Here is a 19,311-nt window from a genome sequence, read left to right on the forward strand (position 1 = left end):
CGCTACGACACCCGGCGGACCACATAGGCCGAACCGTGGTCCGCCGGCTCCTCACCGACGTACTCCTGGCCCCGCATCTCGCACCAGGCCGGAATGTCCAGCCGCGCGGCCTCGTCGTCCGAGAGGACCCGTACCGTGCCGCCCACCGGCACGTTCCCGATGACCTTGGCCAGCTCGATCACCGGGATCGGGCAGCGCTTCCCGAGGGCGTCCACCACCAGCTCCCCGGCCCGCACCACGCCCGCCGGAGCCGGCGCCGCCCCCAGCTTCTCCCGCACCCCGGCCACCGCCCCCGGCAGCACCGCCAGGAACCGCTCGACGTCCTCCTGCGCCGTCCCAGGCGGCAGCGACACCCGTACGTTCCCCTCGCTCAGCACTCCCATCGCCTTCAGCACATGGCTCGGCGTCAGCGTGCTGCTCGTGCAGGACGATCCGGACGACACGGAGAACCCCTCCCGGTCCAACCCGTGCAGCAGTGCCTCCCCGTCGACATAGAGACAGGAGAAGGTGACGATCCCGGGCACCCGCCGCTCCGGGTCGCCCACCACCTCCACGTCCGGCACCGTCATCGGCACCCGCGTCCGGATCAGCTCCGTCAGCTCCCGCAGCCGTACCGCCTCCCGGTCCGCCTCCGCGCGCACCGCCCGCAGCGAAGCCGCCGCGGCCACGATCGCCGGAAGGTTCTCGAACCCGGCCGCCCGCCCCGACTCCCGCTCGTCCAGGGGGCCTTGGAGTGCGAACCTGACACCCTTGCGGACGGCCAGCAGCCCCACCCCGGAGGGGCCACCCCACTTGTGGGCGCTCGCCGTCAGCAGCGACCAGTCGCCCTCGACGCGCCCCCAGCCCAGCGACTGGGCCGCGTCCACCAGCAGCGGCACCCCGGCCGCCCGGCACGCCTCGGCCACCGCCGCCACCGGCTGCTCGGTCCCCACCTCGTGGTTGGCCGACTGGAGACAGGCCAGCGCGGTGTCCGGGCGCAGCGCCTCCTCGTACGACTCGACGGTCACCGCCCCCGTGCGCTGCACCGGTACCCGGGTCACCGATCCGCCCGCCGCCTCGAACGCCTCTGCCGAATGGATGACCGAGGAGTGTTCGACGGCTGACACGATCAGGTGACTTCCGGTCCGGCGTCGACCCGCCAACGCCCCCGCGACACCGCTGTGTACGGCCCGGGTGCCGGAGGAGGTGAACACCAGCTCGTCGGCCCGGCACCCCACCGCCTCGGCGGCCGCCTCCCGCGCCGCGTCCAGCAGCATCCGTGCCCGCCGACCCTCCCGGTAGAGCCGGGAGGGGTCGGCCCACCCTTCGTCCAGTGCAGCCAACAGCGCCTGACGGGCAACGGGGTGAAGGGGGGCGGAGGAGGCGGCGTCGAAGTAGGACATGCGGCAACGTTAAAGCTTGGGGCAACTTACGAGGGGGCGCGGGACCGTGCCGACCTGCCGCTCTGTCGCGCTGGCGGGGGAAACGGCATGCGCCCGCACCCGCCAAACCATCCGAACCCCCGAGCTACTAGGCGCTTTCGGGTGACCCGTAGCGCGTATGGCACCCTCCCCGCGAACCCCCGGAGGGCGTCGGCTAGGGTTTGGTCCGCATAAACATCAAACCCCTGCCCGACGCAGGACGGCGACCGACCAGCGAGAAGGCCGCAGCCAAAGCGCGGGCGAGACTCTCGGGAAGGCGCTACGTGAGTCCCAACGGCTCCGACCGCTCGCCGCGGCGCCCGATGCGGCGGAAGCTGCTGCAGGCAATGACCGCGGGCCTGGTCCTTGCGACCGCTACCGGTTGCACATACAAGGACTTCCCCCGCCTTGGTATGCCCACCCCGGCCACGGAAGAGGCTCCGCGGATCCTCTCCCTGTGGCAGGGGTCCTGGGCGGCCGCGCTCGCCGTGGGCGTGCTGGTGTGGGGCCTGATCCTGTGGAGCGCCATGTTCCACCGGCGCAGCCGCAGCAAGGTCGAGGTACCCCCGCAGACCCGGTACAACATGCCCATCGAGGCGCTGTACACGGTGGTCCCGATCATCATCATCTCGGTGCTGTTCTACTTCACGGCCCGGGACGAGACGAAGCTCCTCGACCTCTCGAAGAAGCCCGACGTCACCGTCAACGTGGTCGGCTTCCAGTGGAGCTGGGGCTTCAACTACATCGAGGGCGTTCCCGGTTCGACCGGAGACGCGAAGACCGCTCCGGAGCTGAACGGCATCCCGGACCGGTTCAAGAAGGAGTTCCCGGCGAACGCCGGCGGTGTCTACGACGTCGGCACCCCGGGCACGCGGAACCCGGAGACGCACAACCCCGGTCCGACCCTCTGGCTCCCCAAGGGCAAGACGGTCCGCTTCGTCCTCACCTCGCGCGACGTCATCCACTCCTTCTGGGTGGTGCCGTTCCTGATGAAGATGGACGTCATCCCGGGGCACACCAATGCCTTCCAGGTGACGCCCAACGAGGAGGGCACCTTCCTCGGCAAGTGTGCTGAGCTCTGCGGCGTCGACCACTCCCGGATGCTGTTCAACGTGAAGGTCGTCTCGCCCGAGCAGTACGAGCAGCACCTCAAGGACCTCGCCAAGAAGGGGCAGACCGGTTACATTCCGGCCGGCATCGAGCAGACGCCGCACGAGAAGAACCGGGAGACGAACAACCTGTGAGCATCCTCAACGATCCCCAGGGTGCCGCCGCAGCTGAGGACTCTTACGAGAACGAGCTGCCGGTCAGGCGCAAGCAGCCCGGCAACGTCGTGGTGAAGTGGCTGACGACCACCGACCACAAGACGATCGGAACGCTGTACCTCGTCACGTCGTTCGCCTTCTTCCTGATCGGCGGCGTCATGGCGCTGCTGATGCGCGCCGAGCTGGCCCGTCCCGGCATGCAGATCATGTCGAACGAGCAGTTCAACCAGGCGTTCACGATGCACGGCACGATCATGCTGCTGATGTTCGCGACGCCGCTGTTCGCCGGCTTCACGAACTGGATCATGCCGCTCCAGATCGGCGCGCCCGACGTCGCGTTCCCGCGGCTGAACATGTTCGCGTACTGGCTCTACCTGTTCGGCTCGACCATCGCGGTGGGTGGCTTCCTCACCCCGGACGGCGCGGCCGACTTCGGCTGGTTCGCCTACTCCCCGCTGTCGGACGCGGTCCGCTCGCCGGGCATCGGCGCCGACATGTGGATCATGGGTCTGGCCTTCTCCGGCTTCGGCACCATCCTCGGCGCGGTCAACTTCATCACCACGATCATCTGCATGCGTGCCCCGGGCATGACCATGTTCCGCATGCCGATCTTCGTGTGGAACGTGCTGCTGACCGCCGTCCTGGTCCTGCTCGCCTTCCCGGTCCTCGCGGCCGCGCTGTTCGCCCTGGAGGCGGACCGGAAATTCGGTGCCCACGTCTTCGACGCCGCCAACGGCGGCGCACTGCTGTGGCAACACCTCTTCTGGTTCTTCGGCCATCCAGAGGTGTACATCATCGCGCTGCCGTTCTTCGGCATCATCTCCGAGGTCATCCCGGTCTTCTCCCGCAAGCCGATGTTCGGCTACATGGGCCTGATCGCGGCGACCATCTCGATCGCCGGCCTGTCCGTGACGGTGTGGGCGCACCACATGTACGTCACCGGCGGAGTGCTGCTGCCGTTCTTCTCCTTCATGACGTTCCTCATCGCCGTCCCGACCGGTGTGAAGTTCTTCAACTGGATCGGCACGATGTGGAAGGGCTCGCTGTCCTTCGAGACCCCGATGCTGTGGGCCACCGGCTTCCTGATCACCTTCACGTTCGGTGGTCTGACCGGTGTCATCCTGGCCTCGCCGCCGATGGACTTCCATGTGTCCGACTCGTACTTCGTGGTGGCGCACTTCCACTACGTGGTGTTCGGCACCGTCGTGTTCGCGATGTTCTCCGGCTTCCACTTCTGGTGGCCGAAGATGACGGGCAAGATGCTGGACGAGCGCCTCGGCAAGATCACCTTCTGGACGCTGTTCATCGGCTTCCACGGCACCTTCCTGGTCCAGCACTGGCTGGGCGCCGAGGGCATGCCGCGTCGTTACGCCGACTACCTGGCGGCCGACGGCTTCACGACGCTGAACACGATCTCGTCCATCAGCTCGTTCCTGCTGGGCCTGTCGATCCTGCCGTTCCTCTACAACGTGTGGAAGACGGCCAAGTACGGCAAGCCGGTCGGCGTCGACGACCCGTGGGGCTACGGCCGCTCGCTCGAGTGGGCGACGTCCTGCCCGCCGCCGCGTCACAACTTCCTCACCCTGCCGCGGATCCGCAGTGAATCCCCGGCGTTCGACCTGCACCACCCTGAGATCGCGGCCCTTGAGCAGCTGGAGCACGCCGGTCACGGCGGCGCCATCGCGGGCAGCAAGGAGGCCGGCAAGTGAAGATCCAGGGCTGGATGTTCGTCTGGCTGAGCGCCTTCGTCCTCGTCATGGCGATCGTCTATGGCGTCTGGTCGAAGGAGCCGGCCGGTACCACCGCGCTCTTCCTGGCCTTCGGCCTGTGCCTCATGATCGGCTTCTACCTGGGTTTCACCGCCCGGCGGGTCGACGCGGGGTCCCAGGACAACAAGGAGGCCGACGTCGCGGACGACGCGGGCGAGCTGGGCTTCTTCAGCCCGCACAGCTGGCAGCCGCTCGCCCTCGGTATCGGTGGCGCGCTGGCCTTCCTCGGTGTGGCCGTCGGCTGGTGGCTGCTGTACTTCTCGGCACCGCTCATCCTGATCGGCCTGTTCGGCTGGGTCTTCGAGTACTACCACGGTGAGAACCGCACCCAGTAGCACGCCGCCGAGCATTTGAGGAGCCCGGACCTCCATCAGGAGGCCCGGGCTCCTTGTTTTCCGTCTTCCGGCCCACACGTCGTTCCCCCATCCGGCCCACTCACCGCGCTGAGGTATGAAAATCTTCTTAGCTTGAGGGCATGAGAACCTCTCCGCGCACCCGCACCGTCGTCATCGGCTGCACGCTGCTGGTGACCGCCATCGGCGCAGGCGTCACCGCGTGCGGTTCGGGCGGCGACAACCCCCTGGCGGCGAAGCCGTACGAAGTGACGGACCAGATCTCTGTCAACACCCCCACCGGAGCGGGGAAGAAGGCCGATCCGGACAAGCCCCTGGAGGTCTCGGCCGAGGGCGACGAGCGCATCACGGACGTCACGGCCGCGGACGCGACGGGCCGCTTCGTGGCGGGCGAACTGGCCGCCGACGGCAGCCGCTGGCACAGCACCTCACCGCTGGCCGCCGACGCCCACTACACGGTGCGGGTCAGCACGGAGGACAACGCGGGGGCGCCCGGGCGCAAGACCCTCACCTTCGAGACCAGCAAGCACACCGGCAAGAAGACCCTGGACGTCACCTTCGGGCCCAAGGCGGGCGAGTACGGCGTGGGCCAGCCCATCACCGCCGACCTCAACCTGCCCGTCAAGGACAAGGCCCAGCGCGCCGTGGTCGAGCAGGCCCTCAGAGTGGACTCCACGCCCGCCGTGGAGGGCTCCTGGTACTGGGTGAACGACAAGCAGCTGCACTTCCGCCCCAGGGACTACTGGCCCGCGCACGCCACCATCGACGTGCACAGCAACCTGGAGGGCATCAAGGTCTCGGACCAGGTGTGGGGCGGCAGGGCGCAGCCGCTGACGATCACCACGGGTGACCAGATGCTCGCCCTGACCGACGCCGCGAAGCACTCCCTCACGGTCTACAAGAACGGCGCGGCCATCAAGACCCTGCCGGTCACCACCGGCAAGCCCGGCTTCGAGACCCGCAACGGGGTCAAGGTCGTGCTGGAGAAGCAGTACCTCGTACGCATGCGCGGCACCACCGTCGGCATCGCCGCGGGCAGCTCCGACGCCTACGACCTGGACGTCTACTACGCCACCCGGGTCACCTGGTCCGGTGAGTACGTGCACGCCGCCCCCTGGTCCGTCGGCTCCCAGGGCTACGCCAACGTCAGCCACGGCTGCACCGGCCTGAGCACCGCCAACGCCCAGTGGTTCTACAACACCTTCAAGCCGGGCGACATCGTCAAGGTCGTCAACACCAACGGACACCAGATGGAGCCGTTCGGCAACGGCTTCGGCGACTGGAACCTCGACTGGACGAAGTGGCGCACGGGCAGCGCGCTGACCAACGGCAAGCAGTCGGGCCCCGCCCCGCGGAACACGGAACGGCTCCGCCCGACAGCGGTGTGACCCCGCCCCACCCCGCGCGGCGGCCCAGGAGAGTCCCTCAGGCGCTCTGCAGCCTCTGCCGGCGCAGCAGGGAGGCCAGGGCGCCCGCGAACTCCACCGGGTCCACCGGAAGCGTCACAGCGGCGTCAGCGCGGCTCCAGGTGGCCAGCCAGGCGTCCTGGGGCCGTGCGATCAGCAGCAGCACCGGCGGGCAGTGGAAGACCTCGTCCTTGATCTGGCGGCACAGCCCCATGCCGCCCATCGGCACGGCCTCGCCGTCCAGCACACAGACGTCGATCCCGCCCTTGTCCAGCTCGGCGACGACCGCGGCGGGTGTCGCGCACTCGAGGAACTCGACCAGCGGGACGTCGGCGGCGGGCCTGCGCCCGGTGGCCAGCCGCACCTGCTCGCGGGTGTTGGAGTCGTCGCTGTAGACCAGCACCGTGGCGGTCGGCTGCATTGTTCCTCCGGGACTTCGTCGTCGTGCGGACAGAACCGGTCGTACGGACAGGACCGATGCGGCGGATGCTACCCCTTCCGACACCCTGTCAACACTGGTCCGCACACGACTTCGAAGAGCCCTTCGAAGAGCCCGCCGATGCGCCATACGGGCAGTACACACGGTGCGGACACCCCGAACGGCACCCCCCGGAGTGAGGGCGGGATAAGCGACCGACATAATGTCGGTCGTGGCGACAGCAACGACAGTAGAAACCGGGCACGCGCACCCGTCGGTCAACCGGCCGAACCTCACCAGCGTCGGAACCATCATCTGGCTGAGTTCCGAGCTGATGTTCTTCGCGGCCCTCTTCGCGATGTACTTCACCCTTCGATCGGTGACCGGGCCGGAACACTGGAAGCACATGGCCGAGGCCTTGAACTTCCCGTTCTCGGCGACGAACACCACGATCCTGGTGCTCTCCTCCTTCACCTGCCAGATGGGCGTCTTCGCCGCCGAGCGCGGTGATGTGAAGAAGCTCAGGGCCTGGTTCATCGTCACCTTCATCATGGGTGCGATCTTCATCGGCGGTCAGATCTTCGAGTACACCGAACTGGTGAAGAAGGACGGGCTCTCGCTCTCCTCCGACCCGTACGGCTCGGTCTTCTACCTGACCACCGGCTTCCACGGCCTGCACGTGACGGGCGGTCTCATCGCCTTCCTGCTGGTCCTCGGCCGGACCTACGCGGCCAAGAGGTTCACTCACGAGCAGGCGACAGCCGCCATCGTCGTGTCCTACTACTGGCACTTCGTCGATGTCGTCTGGATCGGCCTTTTCGCGACGATCTACATGATCAAGTAGCCGGGCCCGATCCCACGCGCGTTATCGCAACGCACATCCAGAAGCATCGACGCAGAAGATCCTGACACCGGGGTAATCCGTGAAAAAGCTCTCCGCACGACGACGCCATCCGCTGGCGGCGGTCGTCGTCCTACTCCTCGCGCTGGCGGCCACGGGGGGGCTGTACGCCGTGTTCGCGCCCGCGAGCAAGGCGCAGGCCGATGAGACCTCCCAGTCCCTGACCATCGATGAGGGCAAGAAGCTCTACTCGGTCGGTTGCGCCAGCTGCCACGGCACCGGTGGCCAGGGCTCCTCCGACGGTCCGAGCCTGGTCGGCGTCGGCGCCGCGGCGGTCGACTTCCAGGTCGGCACCGGCCGTATGCCCGCCGCAACCTCCCAGGGCGCCCAGGTCCCGCGCAAGAAGCCCATCTACACGCAGGACCAGATCAACCAGCTCGCGGCGTACATCGCCTCGCTGGGTGCCGGCCCCGCGCAGCCGACGAGCGAGCAGTACGGCCCGGAAGGTGCCGACATCGCCAAGGGCGGCGAGCTGTTCCGCACCAACTGCGCTCAGTGCCACAACTTCACCGGCAAGGGTGGCGCCCTGACCGACGGCAAGTACGCGCCGACCCTTGAGGGTGTCGACCCGAAGCACATCTACGAGGCCATGCTCACCGGCCCGCAGAACATGCCGTCCTTCCCCGACACGACCCTGTCGGAGAAGAACAAGAAGGACATCATCGCGTACCTGAACGCGGTCGACAGCAGTGAGACGAACAACCCGGGCGGTCTCGAACTGGGCGGCCTCGGGCCGGTCACCGAGGGCCTGTTCGCGTGGATCTTCGGTCTCGGTGCGCTGATCGCGGTCGCCGTCTGGGTCGCCGCTCGGACCGCAAAGGCCAAGAAGTCATGAGTAGCCAAGACATTCCAGAAGAGAACCTGCCCGCTGAGCAGGAGACCGCGCACGGCGCGGTGAGCGTCGCGGACGAGAAGAACCCCTTCGCGGACCCCGGCCTGCCGCCCCACGAGCACCGGATCCAGGACATCGACGAGCGGGCCGCCAAGCGGTCCGAGCGCGTCGTCGCCTTCCTGTTCACGGTGTCGATGCTGGCCACCGTCGCCTTCATCGCCTCCTACGTGACGATCCCGCACGACAAGTCGATCTTCGTCTTCCCGATCGGTCACCTCAGCGCGCTGAACTTCGCGCTGGGCCTGACCCTCGGCGTGGCGCTGTTCTGCATCGGCGCGGGCGCGGTCCACTGGGCCCGCACCCTGATGTCCGACGTGGAGGTCGCCGACGAGCGGCACGCCATCGAGGCGTCCCCCGAGGTCCGCGCGAAGGTCCACGCGGACTTCAAGCAGGGTGCCAAGGAGTCGGCGATCGGCCGTCGCAAGCTGGTCCGCAACACGATGTTCGGCGCGCTCACGCTGGTGCCGCTCTCCGGCGTCATGCTGCTGCGCGACCTCGGCCCGCTGCCCGGGACCTCGCTCCGCCACACCATGTGGTCGAAGGGCAAGCTGCTCGTCAACATGAACACCGACGAGCCGCTGCGTCCCGAGGACGTCGCCGTCGGCTCGCTGACCTTCGCCAAGCCCGAGGGCCTGGAGGAGAAAGACGAGGAGTTCCAGACCGAGATCGCCAAGGCCGCCCTGATGATCGTCCGGCTCCAGCCGGACAACATCAAGGACAAGCGCGAGCTCGAGTGGTCGCACGAGGGCATCGTCGCGTACTCGAAGATCTGCACCCACGTCGGTTGCCCGATCTCCCTGTACGAGCAGCAGACGCACCACGTGCTGTGCCCCTGTCACCAGTCCACCTTCGACCTCTCCGACGGTGCCCGAGTGATCTTCGGCCCCGCCGGTCACGCCCTGCCGCAGCTGCGCATCGGTGTGAACGACGAGGGCTACCTCGAGGCGCTCGGCGACTTCGAAGAGCCCGTCGGTCCTGCATTCTGGGAGCGCGGATGAGCACGAACGAGAACACCCAGCCCCGCGCGCGCGGGAAGGCACCGGCCGGCGAGCGAGTCGCCGACTGGGCCGACGGCCGGCTCGGGATCTACTCCCTGGCCAAGGCCAACATGCGCAAGATCTTCCCCGACCACTGGTCGTTCATGTTGGGCGAAGTGTGCATGTACAGCTTCATCATCATCATCCTCACGGGTGTGTATCTGACGCTGTTCTTCCACCCGTCGATGAACGAGGTGGAGTACCACGGCAGCTACGTCCCGCTGCAGGGACAGCTGATGTCCGAGGCGTTCAGCTCGACCCTGCACATCTCCTTCGACGTGCGCGGTGGCCTGCTCATCCGGCAGATCCACCACTGGGCCGCGCTGATCTTCCTCGCCGGCATGTTCGTGCACATGATGCGCGTGTTCTTCACCGGCGCGTTCCGCAAGCCGCGTGAGGTCAACTGGCTGTTCGGCTTCCTGCTGTTCGTCCTCGGCATGTTCACCGGCTTCACCGGTTACTCGCTCCCGGACGACCTGCTCTCCGGCACCGGTGTCCGCTTCATGGAGGGCGCGGTCCTGTCCGTGCCGATCGTGGGCACGTACCTGTCGTTCTTCCTCTTCGGCGGTCAGTTCCCCGGCCACGACTTCGTCGCCCGGTTCTACTCGATCCACATCCTGCTGCTGCCGGGCATCATGCTCGGCCTGATGGTGGGCCACCTGATCCTGGTCTTCTACCACAAGCACACGCAGTTCGCGGGTCCCGGAAAGTCCGAGAAGAACGTCGTCGGCATGCCGCTGCTGCCGGTCTACATGGCCAAGGCCGGAGGCTTCTTCTTCCTGGTCTTCGGAGCCATCGCGGTCATCTCCGCGATCGCGCAGATCAACCCGATCTGGGCCATGGGCCCCTACCGTCCGGACCAGGTGTCCACCGGCGCCCAGCCCGACTGGTACATGGGCTTCTCCGAGGGCCTGATCCGCTTCATGCCCGGCTGGGAGATCAACTTCTGGGGTCACACGCTCGTCCTGGGCGTGTTCATCCCGCTGGTCATCTTCCCGCTGGTGCTGGTCGCGATCGCGGTCTACCCGTTCATCGAGTCCTGGGTCACCGGCGACAAGCGCGAGCACCACATCCTGGACCGCCCGCGCAACGCCCCGACGCGCACCGCTCTCGGTGTCGCCTGGATGACGGTGTACCTGACCCTGCTGGTCGGCGGTGGCAACGACCTGTGGGCCACCCACTTCAACCTGTCGATCAACGCGGTCACCTGGTTCGTCCGGATCTTCGTCTTCGTCGGACCGGTCCTCATGTTCATCGTCACCAAGCGGATCTGCCTCGGCCTCCAGCGCCGGGACCGGGACAAGGTGCTGCACGGTCGCGAGACCGGCATCATCAAGCGCCTGCCGCACGGTGAGTTCATCGAGGTCCACGAGCCGCTCAGCCAGGAGCAGCTGCACACGCTCACGGCGCACGAGCAGTACAAGCCGGCCGAGATCGGCCCGACGGTCGACGAGAACGGTGTCGAGCGCAAGGTGACGGGTGCGGAGAAGCTGCGCGCCAAGCTCAGCAGCGGCTTCTACGGTGAGGACTCCCAGATCCCGAAGCCGACCGTCGAGGAGTACAAGGAGATCACGAGCGGCCACGGCCACCACTGATCGCTGCGCACGCCACGCCACGGCAGGGGCCCCGTCCGGACACCGGACGGGGCCCTTCGCCGTTCGCGGCGGCTGGATAGGGTGGACGCAGTCAAGTACCCGTTCAACACCCATGTCCCCCATCCGGGACAAAGACCCAGGAGCGGCTTATGAGCGCTGTGACCCCCGCCGGAGGCGACACCGCGGCGGCCCGTTCCTGGCCTCAGGTGCTGAACGCCCTGCTGGAGGGCCGCGACCAGAGCGCGGACGCGACCGCCTGGGCGATGGACCGGATCATGCGCGGCGAGGCCACCGACGCGCAGATCGCCGGGTTCGTGGTGGCGCTGCGCGCCAAGGGCGAGACGGTCGAGGAGATCAGCGGCGTCGTCCGGGCGATGTACGAGCATGCCAAGGTGATCGAGGTGTCGGGCCGCACGGTCGACATCGTCGGCACGGGCGGCGACGGCGCCAGGACGGTCAACATCTCCACGATGTCGGCGCTGGTGGTGGCCGGTTCCGGGGCGAAGGTGGTCAAGCACGGCAACCGGGCGGCGTCCTCCGCGTCCGGCTCCTCGGACGTCCTGGAGAAGCTCGGCGTCAATCTCGACCTCACCCCGCAGCGGGTGGTGGAGGTCGCCGAGGAGGCGGGCATCACCTTCTGCTTCGCGGTGAAGTTCCACCCGGCGCTGCGTCATGTCGCCGCGGCCCGCGGCCAGTTGGGCATCCGTACGGTCTTCAACGCGCTCGGCCCGCTCACCAACCCGGCTAAGGTGCGGTCCCAGGCGGTCGGCGTCGCCGACCCGCGCCTCGCGCCGATGATCGCCGGTGTGCTCGCCGACCGCGGCAACTCCTCCCTGGTGTTCCGCGGCGACGACGGTCTGGACGAGCTGACCACGACGGCCACCTCCCACGTCTGGACGGTGCGGGACGGCAAGGTCACCGAGGAGAGCTTCGACCCGCGTGACGTCGGCATCGAACTCGTTCCGGTGGAGGCGCTGCGCGGCGGCGACCCGTCGTACAACGCGGCAGTCGCCAGACGGCTCCTCGACGGCGAGCCGGGGCCCGTGCGGGACGCGGTGCTGCTGAACTCGGCGGCGGCCCTGGTGGCCCTGGACCCGGGGCCGGGGACGCTTGCGGAGCAGCTGCGGGCCGGGATGGCCAGGGCGGCGGAGTCGATCGACTCGGGCGCCGCCAAGAGGGCCCTGGAACGCTGGGTGGCCGCCAGCAACGCGTGACGCCTTTCGTGTCGGTCCCGCGATCCGGACACGGGTTGCGGGACCGAGAGCACATCACGTACGTTCCTGTCCAGGTCATGAGTGACAGTCATGAGGCCCCGGCCGACTGTCCGGCAACCCTCCGTCCGTGGCGGGGTGCCCCGGGTGAGGACCAGGTCGTAGGCAGCGAGGTCTACGGCAAGCGCGGACCCCTCGCACTCTTCTGAGTGGACACGCCAGGGGTCCTGGTCGTTCGAGGGAGCCTTCCGTGAGCAAGCGAATGCGATAGGGCGTACAGCCCCGCCTCCGCGTACCCCTTTCCCCTTTTCTCGGTGTTCTCCGTGCTGGAGCCGTATGCGCTCGCACGGTGATTCCGCTTGCCTCTCACGGGAGTTCGCCATGTCTGTCGCCACCGCCACCGCCTCCACCGCCCACACCGACGCCACCCCCGCCGTCTGTGCCCCGCTGCCCGTCCTCGGCCGGGACGTCACCGTGCCGCTCGTCACCGGTGGTGAGGTCGGCTACGCCGCGCTCGACTACGCGGCCAGCGCGCCCGCGCTCCAGCGGGTCTGGGACGACGTGGCCGCGTACGCCCCGTACTACGGCAGCGTGCACCGCGGCGCCGGGTACCTCTCCCAGCTCTCCACCGACCTGTTCGAGAACGCCCGCCGGACGGTCGGGGAGTTCCTCGGCTGCCGCGACACCGACCAGGTGGTCTTCACCCGGTCCACCACGGACTCCCTGAACCTGCTCGCCCACGCGCTGCCCGCCGGCTGCCAGGTGTTCGTCTTCGAGACCGAGCACCACGCGGCCCTGCTGCCCTGGCAGGGCGCCGAGGTCACCTGCCTGGACGCCCCGCGCAGCCCCCGGCAGGCCGTCGAGACCCTGGAGCGGGCCCTCGCCGACCGCGACTCCCACGGTCCGGCCCTGGTCTGTGTGACCGGCGCCTCGAACGTCACCGGCGAGCTGTGGCCGGTACGCGAGCTGGCCGCCGCGGCCCACGCGCACGGTGCCCGGATCGTGCTGGACGCGGCCCAGCTGGCCCCGCACCACCCGGTGAGCGTCCGCGACCTGGACGTGGACTGGGTCGCCTTCTCCGGGCACAAGCTGTACGCGCCGTTCGGCTCCGGTGTGCTGGCCGGCCGTGCCGACTGGCTGCGCGCGGCCGAGCCGTACCTGGCGGGCGGTGGTGCCAGCCGTACGGTCACCCGGCGCGCGGACGGGGGAGTGGACGTGGAGTGGCACGAGACGGCCGCCCGTCACGAGGCCGGCTCCCCGAACGTGATCGGCGCCTACGCCATCGCCTCGGCCTGCAAGGCCCTCACCGAGGCCGGGCTCGACACCCTGGCCGCCCGCGAGCGGCACCTGATCGGCACGGTCACGGCCGGGCTCGCCGAGGTGCCCGGGGCCAGGGTGCTGTCCCTGTTCGGAGAGGACGCCCCCCGGGTCGGCGTCATCTCCTTCGTGATCGAGGGCTGGAACAGCTCCCACTTCGCGGCCGCGCTCTCCGCCGAGTACGGCATCGGCGTCCGCGACGGCCTCTTCTGCGCCCACCCCCTGGTCCGCACCCTGCTGGGCGCCGACGCGGACTCCCCGGGCGACTGCGGCGCCCAGGAGGCCGCCCCGCACGCCATCCGCGTCAGCTTCGGCGCGGGCACCCCCGACGAGCACGTCGAGCGGTTCGTGAACGCCGTACGGGAACTGGTCCGCGAGGGAGCCAAGTGGCGCTACCGCACGGAGAACGGCCGCTGCGTCCCGGCCGTGTGACGGCTCACGGGCACCGCGTCAGTTCTCCAGCCCGATCGCGAACGCCGCCTCCAGGTCGTGCTGGGAGTACGTGCGGAAGGCGACGTGCGTGTCCGTCGCCTCCACGCCGGGGATCCTGCTGATGCGGCCCGGGATGACGTCCGCGAGGTCCTCGTGCTCGCGGACCCGCACCATGGCGATCAGGTCGTAGGTGCCGGTGACGGAGAAGACCTCGCTCACCGAGTCCAGCGAAGCGATCTGCTCCGCGATCTCGGGGATCCGGTCCACGCTGGTCTTGATGAGCACGATCGCGGTGATCACGGCTGGTTCTCTCCCTCGGGAGCCGGAGCTGGGGCGGCCCTCACTTTAGTCGTCCGCCCGGACCACACCCATGCGTAGAGGAAGCCCAGGGTGAAGCCGACCAGGTGGGCGAGGTAGGCCACCCCGGGCCCCTCGGTGGGCTGGCTGGCGGCCAGCCACTGGAGGGCCGCCCAGAAGGGCAGCACGACCCAGGCCGGGAAGCGCAGCGGGAGGAAGAAGAGGAAGGGGAGGAGACTGGTGACACGGGCGTCGGGGAAGAGGTACAGGAACGCGCCGAGCACCGCCGAGATCGCCCCGGACGCGCCGACCAGTGACTGCTGGGACGCGGCGTTGGCGGCCGCGTAGCCGATCAGGGCGAGATAGCCGCAGCCGATGTAGAAGAGGGTGAAGCGCACGCGGCCCATCCGCTCCTCGGTCATCGCCCCGAAGACGTAGAGGAAGAGCATGTTGCCGAGCAGATGCACCCAGCTGCCGTGCACGAACAGGGCGGTGGCCGGGGTGAGCGCTTCGCGGGCCGGGCCGTCGAACAGCTCCGCGGGAATCACACCCCAGTGCCGGAAGTACGCCCGCTGGGCGGCGACCAGGGCGTCCCCGGTGCCGTACGCGGGATTCAGCCCGGACGCCGGCCCGAGCACGAAGATCAGGCAGCACAGGGTGATGAGTCCGTATGTCATGGGCGCGGACGTGCCCCGGACCGTCCTGACGGTCCGGCCGGCCGACGTGCTCCAGTTGCTGATCATGAATACAGAGCATGACGTAACAGGGCGGACTCGGGCAGATCGCCTCGCCGCCGTGGACGGACCAGCGGCGAGTCCCCCGCAGGCCGTAGGGTTACGACCCACACCATTCGGACCCACGCCATTCAGAAGGAAGCGAAGAGTCACGATGCCGGTTCCCCTGCCGACCACGACGACGCGGTGGCGATGCACCCTCTGCGGCAACCTCACGCGCTTCGATGTGACGCGCGCGTCGAAGGTCGTCGAGTACGTCCACCTGGACCTCGCCGGGGAGCCGAAGGTGGAGGAGCGTGAGGTGGTGAGTGAGACCATCGAGTCGGTCCGGTGCCGTTGGTGCAACGCGGTGGACCAGGTGGAACTCGTGGACAGGCCGGGCGCCGACTCCTGAGCAGGAGCGGCCCCGTACAGGTATTGGGGTGTGACGGATGGTGGAGACCGCAGGCGGGGGGCCGGGCGACGGCACCGCTGAGGTGCTTGACCGTCCACTGCCCGACGGTGTGCGGCGACGGGTCGTGCAGATCGTCGCGGACGGCTTCGGCGGGCTGACCGTCGGCGAACTGCCGCCTCAGCTGCGGCAGTACGCCCGGTTCGCCCCCAACCGCCGGGCCAAGTTCGCCGGGAACGCCATGGCGGCGGCCCTGGAGACCGATCTGCTGTTCCGGCAGCGCATCGGCGAGAAGCTGAGAGAGGCCCAGCCGGAGCTGGCCGGCGCCCTCGACTCCGGATCGCCGCCCCCGGCCGCGGATCCGCTGGACGTGGCGGCCGCGGCGTATGTGCTGCGCCCCGCGGGCTGGGTGAAGCTGGTCACCGCGGCCGGCGAGGAGGCCCAGCGCGCCGACGCCGAGCGGGCCGACGAGGAGAGCCGGGCCGAACTGCACCGGCTGCGCGAGGAACTGGACCGGGCGCGGGAGCAGACCCGCGGCGAGACCGAGCGGCTGCGCACCGAGCTGGAGGCGGCGAGGAAGGAAGCGGAATCGCTTCACCGCAAGCTCCGCGCGGCCCAGAGCGATGTGAAGCGCGGCGAGGCGGCACTGCGCAAGCTGCGGAGTGAGAGCGACGCCGCACGCGCCGAGGGCCAGGCGCAGGTGTCCGCCGCCGAGAGCGAGACCCGGCGCCTCAAGGCCCGTCTGGGCGAGACCGAGGCGGCCCTGGAAGCCACCCGCAGGGCGGCCCGGGAGGGCCGCAGCGTCGAGGACATGCGGGTACGGCTGCTGCTCGACACCGTGCTGGACGCGGCCCAGGGGCTGCGCAGGGAACTGGCGCTGCCGCCCGTGTCCGTACGCCCGGCCGAGACCGTGGACGCGGTCGAGCCGGGGCGGATGACGCCGAAGGACATCGCCGCGCGGGCGCTGTCCGAGCACGACCCGGCGATCCTGGACCAGTTGCTCGCCCTTCCGCAGGCGCACCTGGTGGTCGACGGCTACAACGTCACCAAGACCGGCTATCCGCAGATGCCGCTGGAGAAGCAGCGGCTCAGACTGCTCGGCCAGCTCTCGCAGCTCGCCGCGCAGACCGGCGCCGAGGTGACCTGTGTCTTCGACGGCGCCGAACTGGCCGCGCCGGTGCTGCTCGCCCCGCCGCGCGGAGTGCGGGTGCTGTTCTCCAAGCCCGGTGTGACGGCCGACGAGCTCATCCGGCAGCTCGTCCGCGCCGAGCCGCCGGGCCGCCCGGTCATCGTCGCCTCGACCGACCGGGAGGTGGCCGACGGCGTCGCCAGGGCGGGTGCCCGTCCCGTCGCTTCCGCGGTACTTCTCAAGCGCCTGTCCTGAAGGTGAACGTAAAGGCCGCATGCCCGAATTGGTGCGGATGGTGCTCCACGGGCTGTCAAGCCGAAGTCACCCCATGTGAGTTGAGTGCAAAGAATGCATGGCGGGGCGGATTTTTTTTCTGTGAGGATTTGAACTGATCACAGCAAGGTCACTAAGGTCGGGCTTCGAACCTCCACACGGGTGATCACTCAAAAGAAGGAGCCCGTCTCCGTGGCGTCCCACCGTCGACCCAAGCAGCCGAGTCGCATGCGCGTGACCGTGCTGACCACCGCGGCAGCCGCCGCCGTCGCTCTCGGCGCGAACGCCGCCAACGCGGCGCCCAGCGCGAAGCCCAGCAAGGGCGAGGTCAAGGCCAAGGTCGACAAGCTCTACGAAGAGGCGGAGCAGGCCACCGAGAAGTACAACGGCGCCAAGGAGAAGCAGGAGAAGCTCCAGAAGGAGATCTCCACCATCCAGGACAACGTCGCCCGCGGCCAGGAAGACGTCAACAAGCTGCGCGACGGTCTCGGTTCGCTGGCCAGCGCCCAGTACCGCTCGGGCGGCATCGACCCGTCCGTGCAGCTCTTCCTCTCCTCGAACCCGGACGACTACCTCGACAAGGCGTCCACGCTCGACCAGTTGAGCGGCCAGCAGGCCGAGGCCCTGCAGAAGATCCAGGGCAAACAGCGCGAACTCGCCCAGGAGCGGGCCGAGGCCACGGACAAGCTCAAGGACCTCGCCGCCACCCGCACCGAACTGGGCAAGAAGAAGAAGGAAGTCCAGGGCAAGCTCGCCGAGGCGCAGAGGCTGCTCAACACCCTGACCGCCAAGGAACGGGCCTCCCTCGACGCCGAGCAGAACCGCTCCAGCCGCTCCGCGAGCCAGCGCGTCGACCTGGGCAACGACACCTCGGCCAGCGGCCGGGCCTCCGCGGCCTTCGCCGCCGCCCAGAGCAAGCTCGGCACCCCGTACCAGTACGGCGCCACCGGTACCGCCACCTTCGACTGCTCGGGTCTGACCTCCTGGGCCTACCGCCAGGCCGGCGTCACCATCCCGCGCATCTCCCAGGACCAGGCGAACGCGGGCACCCACCTCACGAGGAGCCAGCTCCAGGTCGGCGACCTGGTGATCTTCTACGGCGACCACCACCACGTCGGTCTCTACGCGGGCAACGGCCAGGTGCTGCACGCCCCGCGCACCGGCACCGTCGTGCGCTACGAGTCGATGGACAACATGCCGTTCCAGTTCGGCGTCCGGATCTGACGTCGGTCCCGACCCGACTGCTGCGCCCGATCGGGCGATTCGCGACAACCGAAACTGACTCCGCGACCCGCCGCTGACCTGCGTCAGCGGCGGGTCGCCGCGTTGACCGGCCCCGAACGCCTTTTGGCGCGAAGCGTGTCCGCACGGCTACTGTCTGCCGGGTTTCCGAGCAGTCAGACGTCCGCCAGCGGAAGGAGCGCGGCTTCCCGTGGGGTCCCATCGCCGCCTTGTGCCGTCCGGGTTCGACCGGGGTGCCGTCGCCCTGTGCGTACTGTCCGCCGCCGCTGTCGCCGTGGGGGCCGTCGGCGCCGCACCGGCGACCGCCGCACCGCACGCCGACACCCGGGCGGAGGTGGACCGGCTCTACGAGGAGGCCGAACGCGCCACCGAGGCCTTCGACCAGGCCGCCGAGCGCGCCGATGCGCTGCGCGGACAGGTGAGCCTGGCCCAGGACCACATCGCCCGGCAGCAGGGGCGGATCAACGCCATGCGGGACGAGCTCGGCTCGCTCGCGGGCGCCCAGTACCGCTCCGGCGGCCTCGATCCCACCGTCGCCCTGCTCTTCTCCTCCGACCCGGTCGACTACCTCGACAAGGCGGCCACGCTCGACCGGATCGGCACCCAGCAGGCCGGCCGGCTCAGGGAACTCAGGTCGGTGATGCGTCTGCTCGCCCAGGAGCGCGCCGAGACGTCCGGGAAGCTCGCCGCCCTGGAACGGACCCGCAGGTCCGTCGCCGCGCACAAGCGGTCCGTGGAACGGAAGCTGGCCAGAGCCCGGCTACTGCTCAACTCGCTGCCCGCGGCCGAGCGCGCCGCCTACGACCGGGCCTCGCGCGACGGCCGCTCCGACCTGCCGGACCTCGCGGGTGTCGCCACCCCCAGCGGCCGCGCGGCCGCGGCCATCGCCGCCGCCCGTTCCGCCCTGGGCCGCCCCTACGTCTGGGGCGCCAACGGGCCCCACGGCTTCGACTGCTCGGGCCTGATGCAGTGGTCGTACGCGCGCGCCGGGATCCAGCTGCCGCGCACCTCGCAGCAGCAGCGGTACGCCGGGCGGCAGATCCCGCTCTCCCAGGCACGTCCCGGTGACCTGGTCGTCTACCGTTCCGACGCCAGCCATGTGGCGATGTACGTGGGCAACGGCCAGGTGATCCACGCACCCCACCCGGGCGCGGCGGTGCGCTACGACCCGGTCGGGATGATGCCCATCTCCTCCATCACCCGGGTCTGACCGCACCCGGGACCGACCGCCGCGTGCCTGGCCGTACCA

Annotated in this window: 18 protein-coding genes and 1 riboswitch; of the genes, 14 read left to right on the forward strand and 4 right to left on the reverse strand. The window is 69.2% G+C overall.

The genetic code is table 11. The features are described 5' to 3' along the window. Positions 1-2: 2 nt before the first annotated feature. Positions 3-1,382 carry a cysteine desulfurase/sulfurtransferase TusA family protein gene (locus ACIPK3_RS04295; RefSeq protein ID WP_402566480.1) on the reverse strand — a complete coding sequence of 460 codons (1,380 nt, stop codon included), beginning with the start codon at positions 1,380-1,382 and terminating at the stop codon, positions 3-5. Between the two features lie 302 nt (positions 1,383-1,684). Between ACIPK3_RS04295 and coxB the strand changes: the two genes are divergently transcribed. The 4 genes from coxB to ACIPK3_RS04315 all read left to right on the forward strand — a co-directional run bounded on the left by coxB (position 1,685) and on the right by ACIPK3_RS04315 (position 6,175). Next, positions 1,685-2,644: a cytochrome c oxidase subunit II gene (coxB, locus tag ACIPK3_RS04300; protein ID WP_402566481.1), complete on the forward strand. Its 960-nt coding sequence runs from the start codon at positions 1,685-1,687 to the stop codon at positions 2,642-2,644. After that, entirely contained in the window at positions 2,641-4,374 is a 1,734-nt protein-coding gene (gene ctaD / locus ACIPK3_RS04305) for a cytochrome c oxidase subunit I (RefSeq protein ID WP_402566482.1), read from the forward strand. The genes coxB and ctaD overlap by 4 nt, the downstream gene beginning before the upstream one ends. Continuing rightward, a complete protein-coding gene (locus tag ACIPK3_RS04310) occupies positions 4,371-4,769 on the forward strand; it encodes a cytochrome c oxidase subunit 4 (protein WP_402566483.1) in 399 nt (132 codons plus the stop codon). The genes ctaD and ACIPK3_RS04310 overlap by 4 nt, the downstream gene beginning before the upstream one ends. A gap of 140 nt (positions 4,770-4,909) precedes the next feature. Beyond that, positions 4,910-6,175, forward strand: a complete 1,266-nt coding sequence (locus ACIPK3_RS04315) for an Ig-like domain-containing protein (RefSeq protein WP_402566484.1) — start codon at positions 4,910-4,912, stop codon at positions 6,173-6,175. 37 nt (positions 6,176-6,212) lie between these two features. Here the strand turns inward: ACIPK3_RS04315 and ACIPK3_RS04320 are convergent, their stop codons facing one another. Continuing rightward, the gene (locus ACIPK3_RS04320; RefSeq protein ID WP_402566485.1) at positions 6,213-6,614 is read right to left on the reverse strand and encodes a hypothetical protein; all 402 of its coding nucleotides are present in this window, start codon (positions 6,612-6,614) and stop codon (positions 6,213-6,215) included. Between the two features lie 220 nt (positions 6,615-6,834). Here ACIPK3_RS04320 and ACIPK3_RS04325 point away from each other — a divergent pair, with 220 nt between their 5' ends. The 6 genes from ACIPK3_RS04325 to ACIPK3_RS04350 all read left to right on the forward strand — a co-directional run bounded on the left by ACIPK3_RS04325 (position 6,835) and on the right by ACIPK3_RS04350 (position 13,996). Then, positions 6,835-7,455: a heme-copper oxidase subunit III gene (locus ACIPK3_RS04325; RefSeq protein WP_402566486.1), complete on the forward strand. Its 621-nt coding sequence runs from the start codon at positions 6,835-6,837 to the stop codon at positions 7,453-7,455. Between the two features lie 79 nt (positions 7,456-7,534). Continuing rightward, positions 7,535-8,347, forward strand: a complete 813-nt coding sequence (locus tag ACIPK3_RS04330; protein WP_402566487.1) for a c-type cytochrome — start codon at positions 7,535-7,537, stop codon at positions 8,345-8,347. Then, positions 8,344-9,402 (forward strand): Rieske 2Fe-2S domain-containing protein, encoded by a 1,059-nt coding sequence (locus tag ACIPK3_RS04335; RefSeq protein ID WP_402566488.1) that lies wholly within the window; start codon positions 8,344-8,346, stop codon positions 9,400-9,402. Before ACIPK3_RS04330 ends, ACIPK3_RS04335 begins: the two co-directional genes overlap by 4 nt. After that, complete coding sequence (locus ACIPK3_RS04340; protein WP_402566489.1) at positions 9,399-11,036, forward strand: cytochrome bc complex cytochrome b subunit; 1,638 nt, start codon at positions 9,399-9,401, stop codon at positions 11,034-11,036. The genes ACIPK3_RS04335 and ACIPK3_RS04340 overlap by 4 nt, the downstream gene beginning before the upstream one ends. A gap of 149 nt (positions 11,037-11,185) precedes the next feature. Then, positions 11,186-12,250 carry an anthranilate phosphoribosyltransferase gene (gene trpD, locus ACIPK3_RS04345; RefSeq protein ID WP_402566490.1) on the forward strand — a complete coding sequence of 355 codons (1,065 nt, stop codon included), beginning with the start codon at positions 11,186-11,188 and terminating at the stop codon, positions 12,248-12,250. A 73-nt stretch (positions 12,251-12,323) separates the two neighbouring features. After that, positions 12,324-12,440, forward strand: a riboswitch (SAM riboswitch). 188 nt (positions 12,441-12,628) lie between these two features. Continuing rightward, complete coding sequence (locus tag ACIPK3_RS04350) at positions 12,629-13,996, forward strand: aminotransferase class V-fold PLP-dependent enzyme (RefSeq protein ID WP_402566491.1); 1,368 nt, start codon at positions 12,629-12,631, stop codon at positions 13,994-13,996. Between the two features lie 18 nt (positions 13,997-14,014). On the opposite strand, the gene ACIPK3_RS04355 is transcribed toward ACIPK3_RS04350, so the two are convergent. Then, entirely contained in the window at positions 14,015-14,296 is a 282-nt protein-coding gene (locus ACIPK3_RS04355; RefSeq protein ID WP_402566492.1) for an Lrp/AsnC family transcriptional regulator, read from the reverse strand. Continuing rightward, positions 14,293-15,036: a rhomboid family intramembrane serine protease gene (locus ACIPK3_RS04360; protein WP_402566493.1), complete on the reverse strand. Its 744-nt coding sequence runs from the start codon at positions 15,034-15,036 to the stop codon at positions 14,293-14,295. Before ACIPK3_RS04360 ends, ACIPK3_RS04355 begins: the two co-directional genes overlap by 4 nt. 145 nt (positions 15,037-15,181) lie before the next feature. Between ACIPK3_RS04360 and ACIPK3_RS04365 the strand changes: the two genes are divergently transcribed. The 4 genes from ACIPK3_RS04365 (at position 15,182) to ACIPK3_RS04380 (ending at position 19,272) form a co-directional block, all read left to right on the forward strand. Then, positions 15,182-15,421: a hypothetical protein gene (locus tag ACIPK3_RS04365; protein WP_402566494.1), complete on the forward strand. Its 240-nt coding sequence runs from the start codon at positions 15,182-15,184 to the stop codon at positions 15,419-15,421. 37 nt (positions 15,422-15,458) lie between these two features. Next, positions 15,459-16,802, forward strand: coding sequence for an NYN domain-containing protein (locus ACIPK3_RS04370; RefSeq protein WP_402566495.1), 1,344 nt, complete (start codon positions 15,459-15,461; stop codon positions 16,800-16,802). 210 nt (positions 16,803-17,012) lie between these two features. Beyond that, entirely contained in the window at positions 17,013-18,044 is a 1,032-nt protein-coding gene (locus ACIPK3_RS04375) for an NlpC/P60 family protein (RefSeq protein ID WP_402566496.1), read from the forward strand. A 208-nt stretch (positions 18,045-18,252) separates the two neighbouring features. Then, the gene (locus tag ACIPK3_RS04380; protein ID WP_402566497.1) at positions 18,253-19,272 is read left to right on the forward strand and encodes an NlpC/P60 family protein; all 1,020 of its coding nucleotides are present in this window, start codon (positions 18,253-18,255) and stop codon (positions 19,270-19,272) included. The last annotated feature ends 39 nt before the right edge of the window (positions 19,273-19,311 follow it).

Origin of the sequence: Streptomyces sp. NPDC086787, assembly GCF_044745865.1 — a bacterium.
Taxonomy (GTDB): domain Bacteria; phylum Actinomycetota; class Actinomycetes; order Streptomycetales; family Streptomycetaceae; genus Streptomyces.

Coding starts and splice junctions, on each gene's coding strand:
- ACIPK3_RS04295 (WP_402566480.1), bottom strand. CDS start 1,382: ATGTCCTACTTCGACGCCGCCTCCTCCGCCCCCCTTCACCCCGTTGCC.
- ACIPK3_RS04315 (WP_402566484.1), top strand. CDS start 4,910: ATGAGAACCTCTCCGCGCACCCGCACCGTCGTCATCGGCTGCACGCTG.
- ACIPK3_RS04320 (WP_402566485.1), bottom strand. CDS start 6,614: ATGCAGCCGACCGCCACGGTGCTGGTCTACAGCGACGACTCCAACACC.
- ACIPK3_RS04325 (WP_402566486.1), top strand. CDS start 6,835: ATGTCGGTCGTGGCGACAGCAACGACAGTAGAAACCGGGCACGCGCAC.
- ACIPK3_RS04335 (WP_402566488.1), top strand. CDS start 8,344: ATGAGTAGCCAAGACATTCCAGAAGAGAACCTGCCCGCTGAGCAGGAG.
- ACIPK3_RS04340 (WP_402566489.1), top strand. CDS start 9,399: ATGAGCACGAACGAGAACACCCAGCCCCGCGCGCGCGGGAAGGCACCG.
- trpD (WP_402566490.1), top strand. CDS start 11,186: ATGAGCGCTGTGACCCCCGCCGGAGGCGACACCGCGGCGGCCCGTTCC.
- ACIPK3_RS04350 (WP_402566491.1), top strand. CDS start 12,629: ATGTCTGTCGCCACCGCCACCGCCTCCACCGCCCACACCGACGCCACC.
- ACIPK3_RS04360 (WP_402566493.1), bottom strand. CDS start 15,036: ATGATCAGCAACTGGAGCACGTCGGCCGGCCGGACCGTCAGGACGGTC.
- ACIPK3_RS04365 (WP_402566494.1), top strand. CDS start 15,182: ATGCCGGTTCCCCTGCCGACCACGACGACGCGGTGGCGATGCACCCTC.
- ACIPK3_RS04370 (WP_402566495.1), top strand. CDS start 15,459: ATGGTGGAGACCGCAGGCGGGGGGCCGGGCGACGGCACCGCTGAGGTG.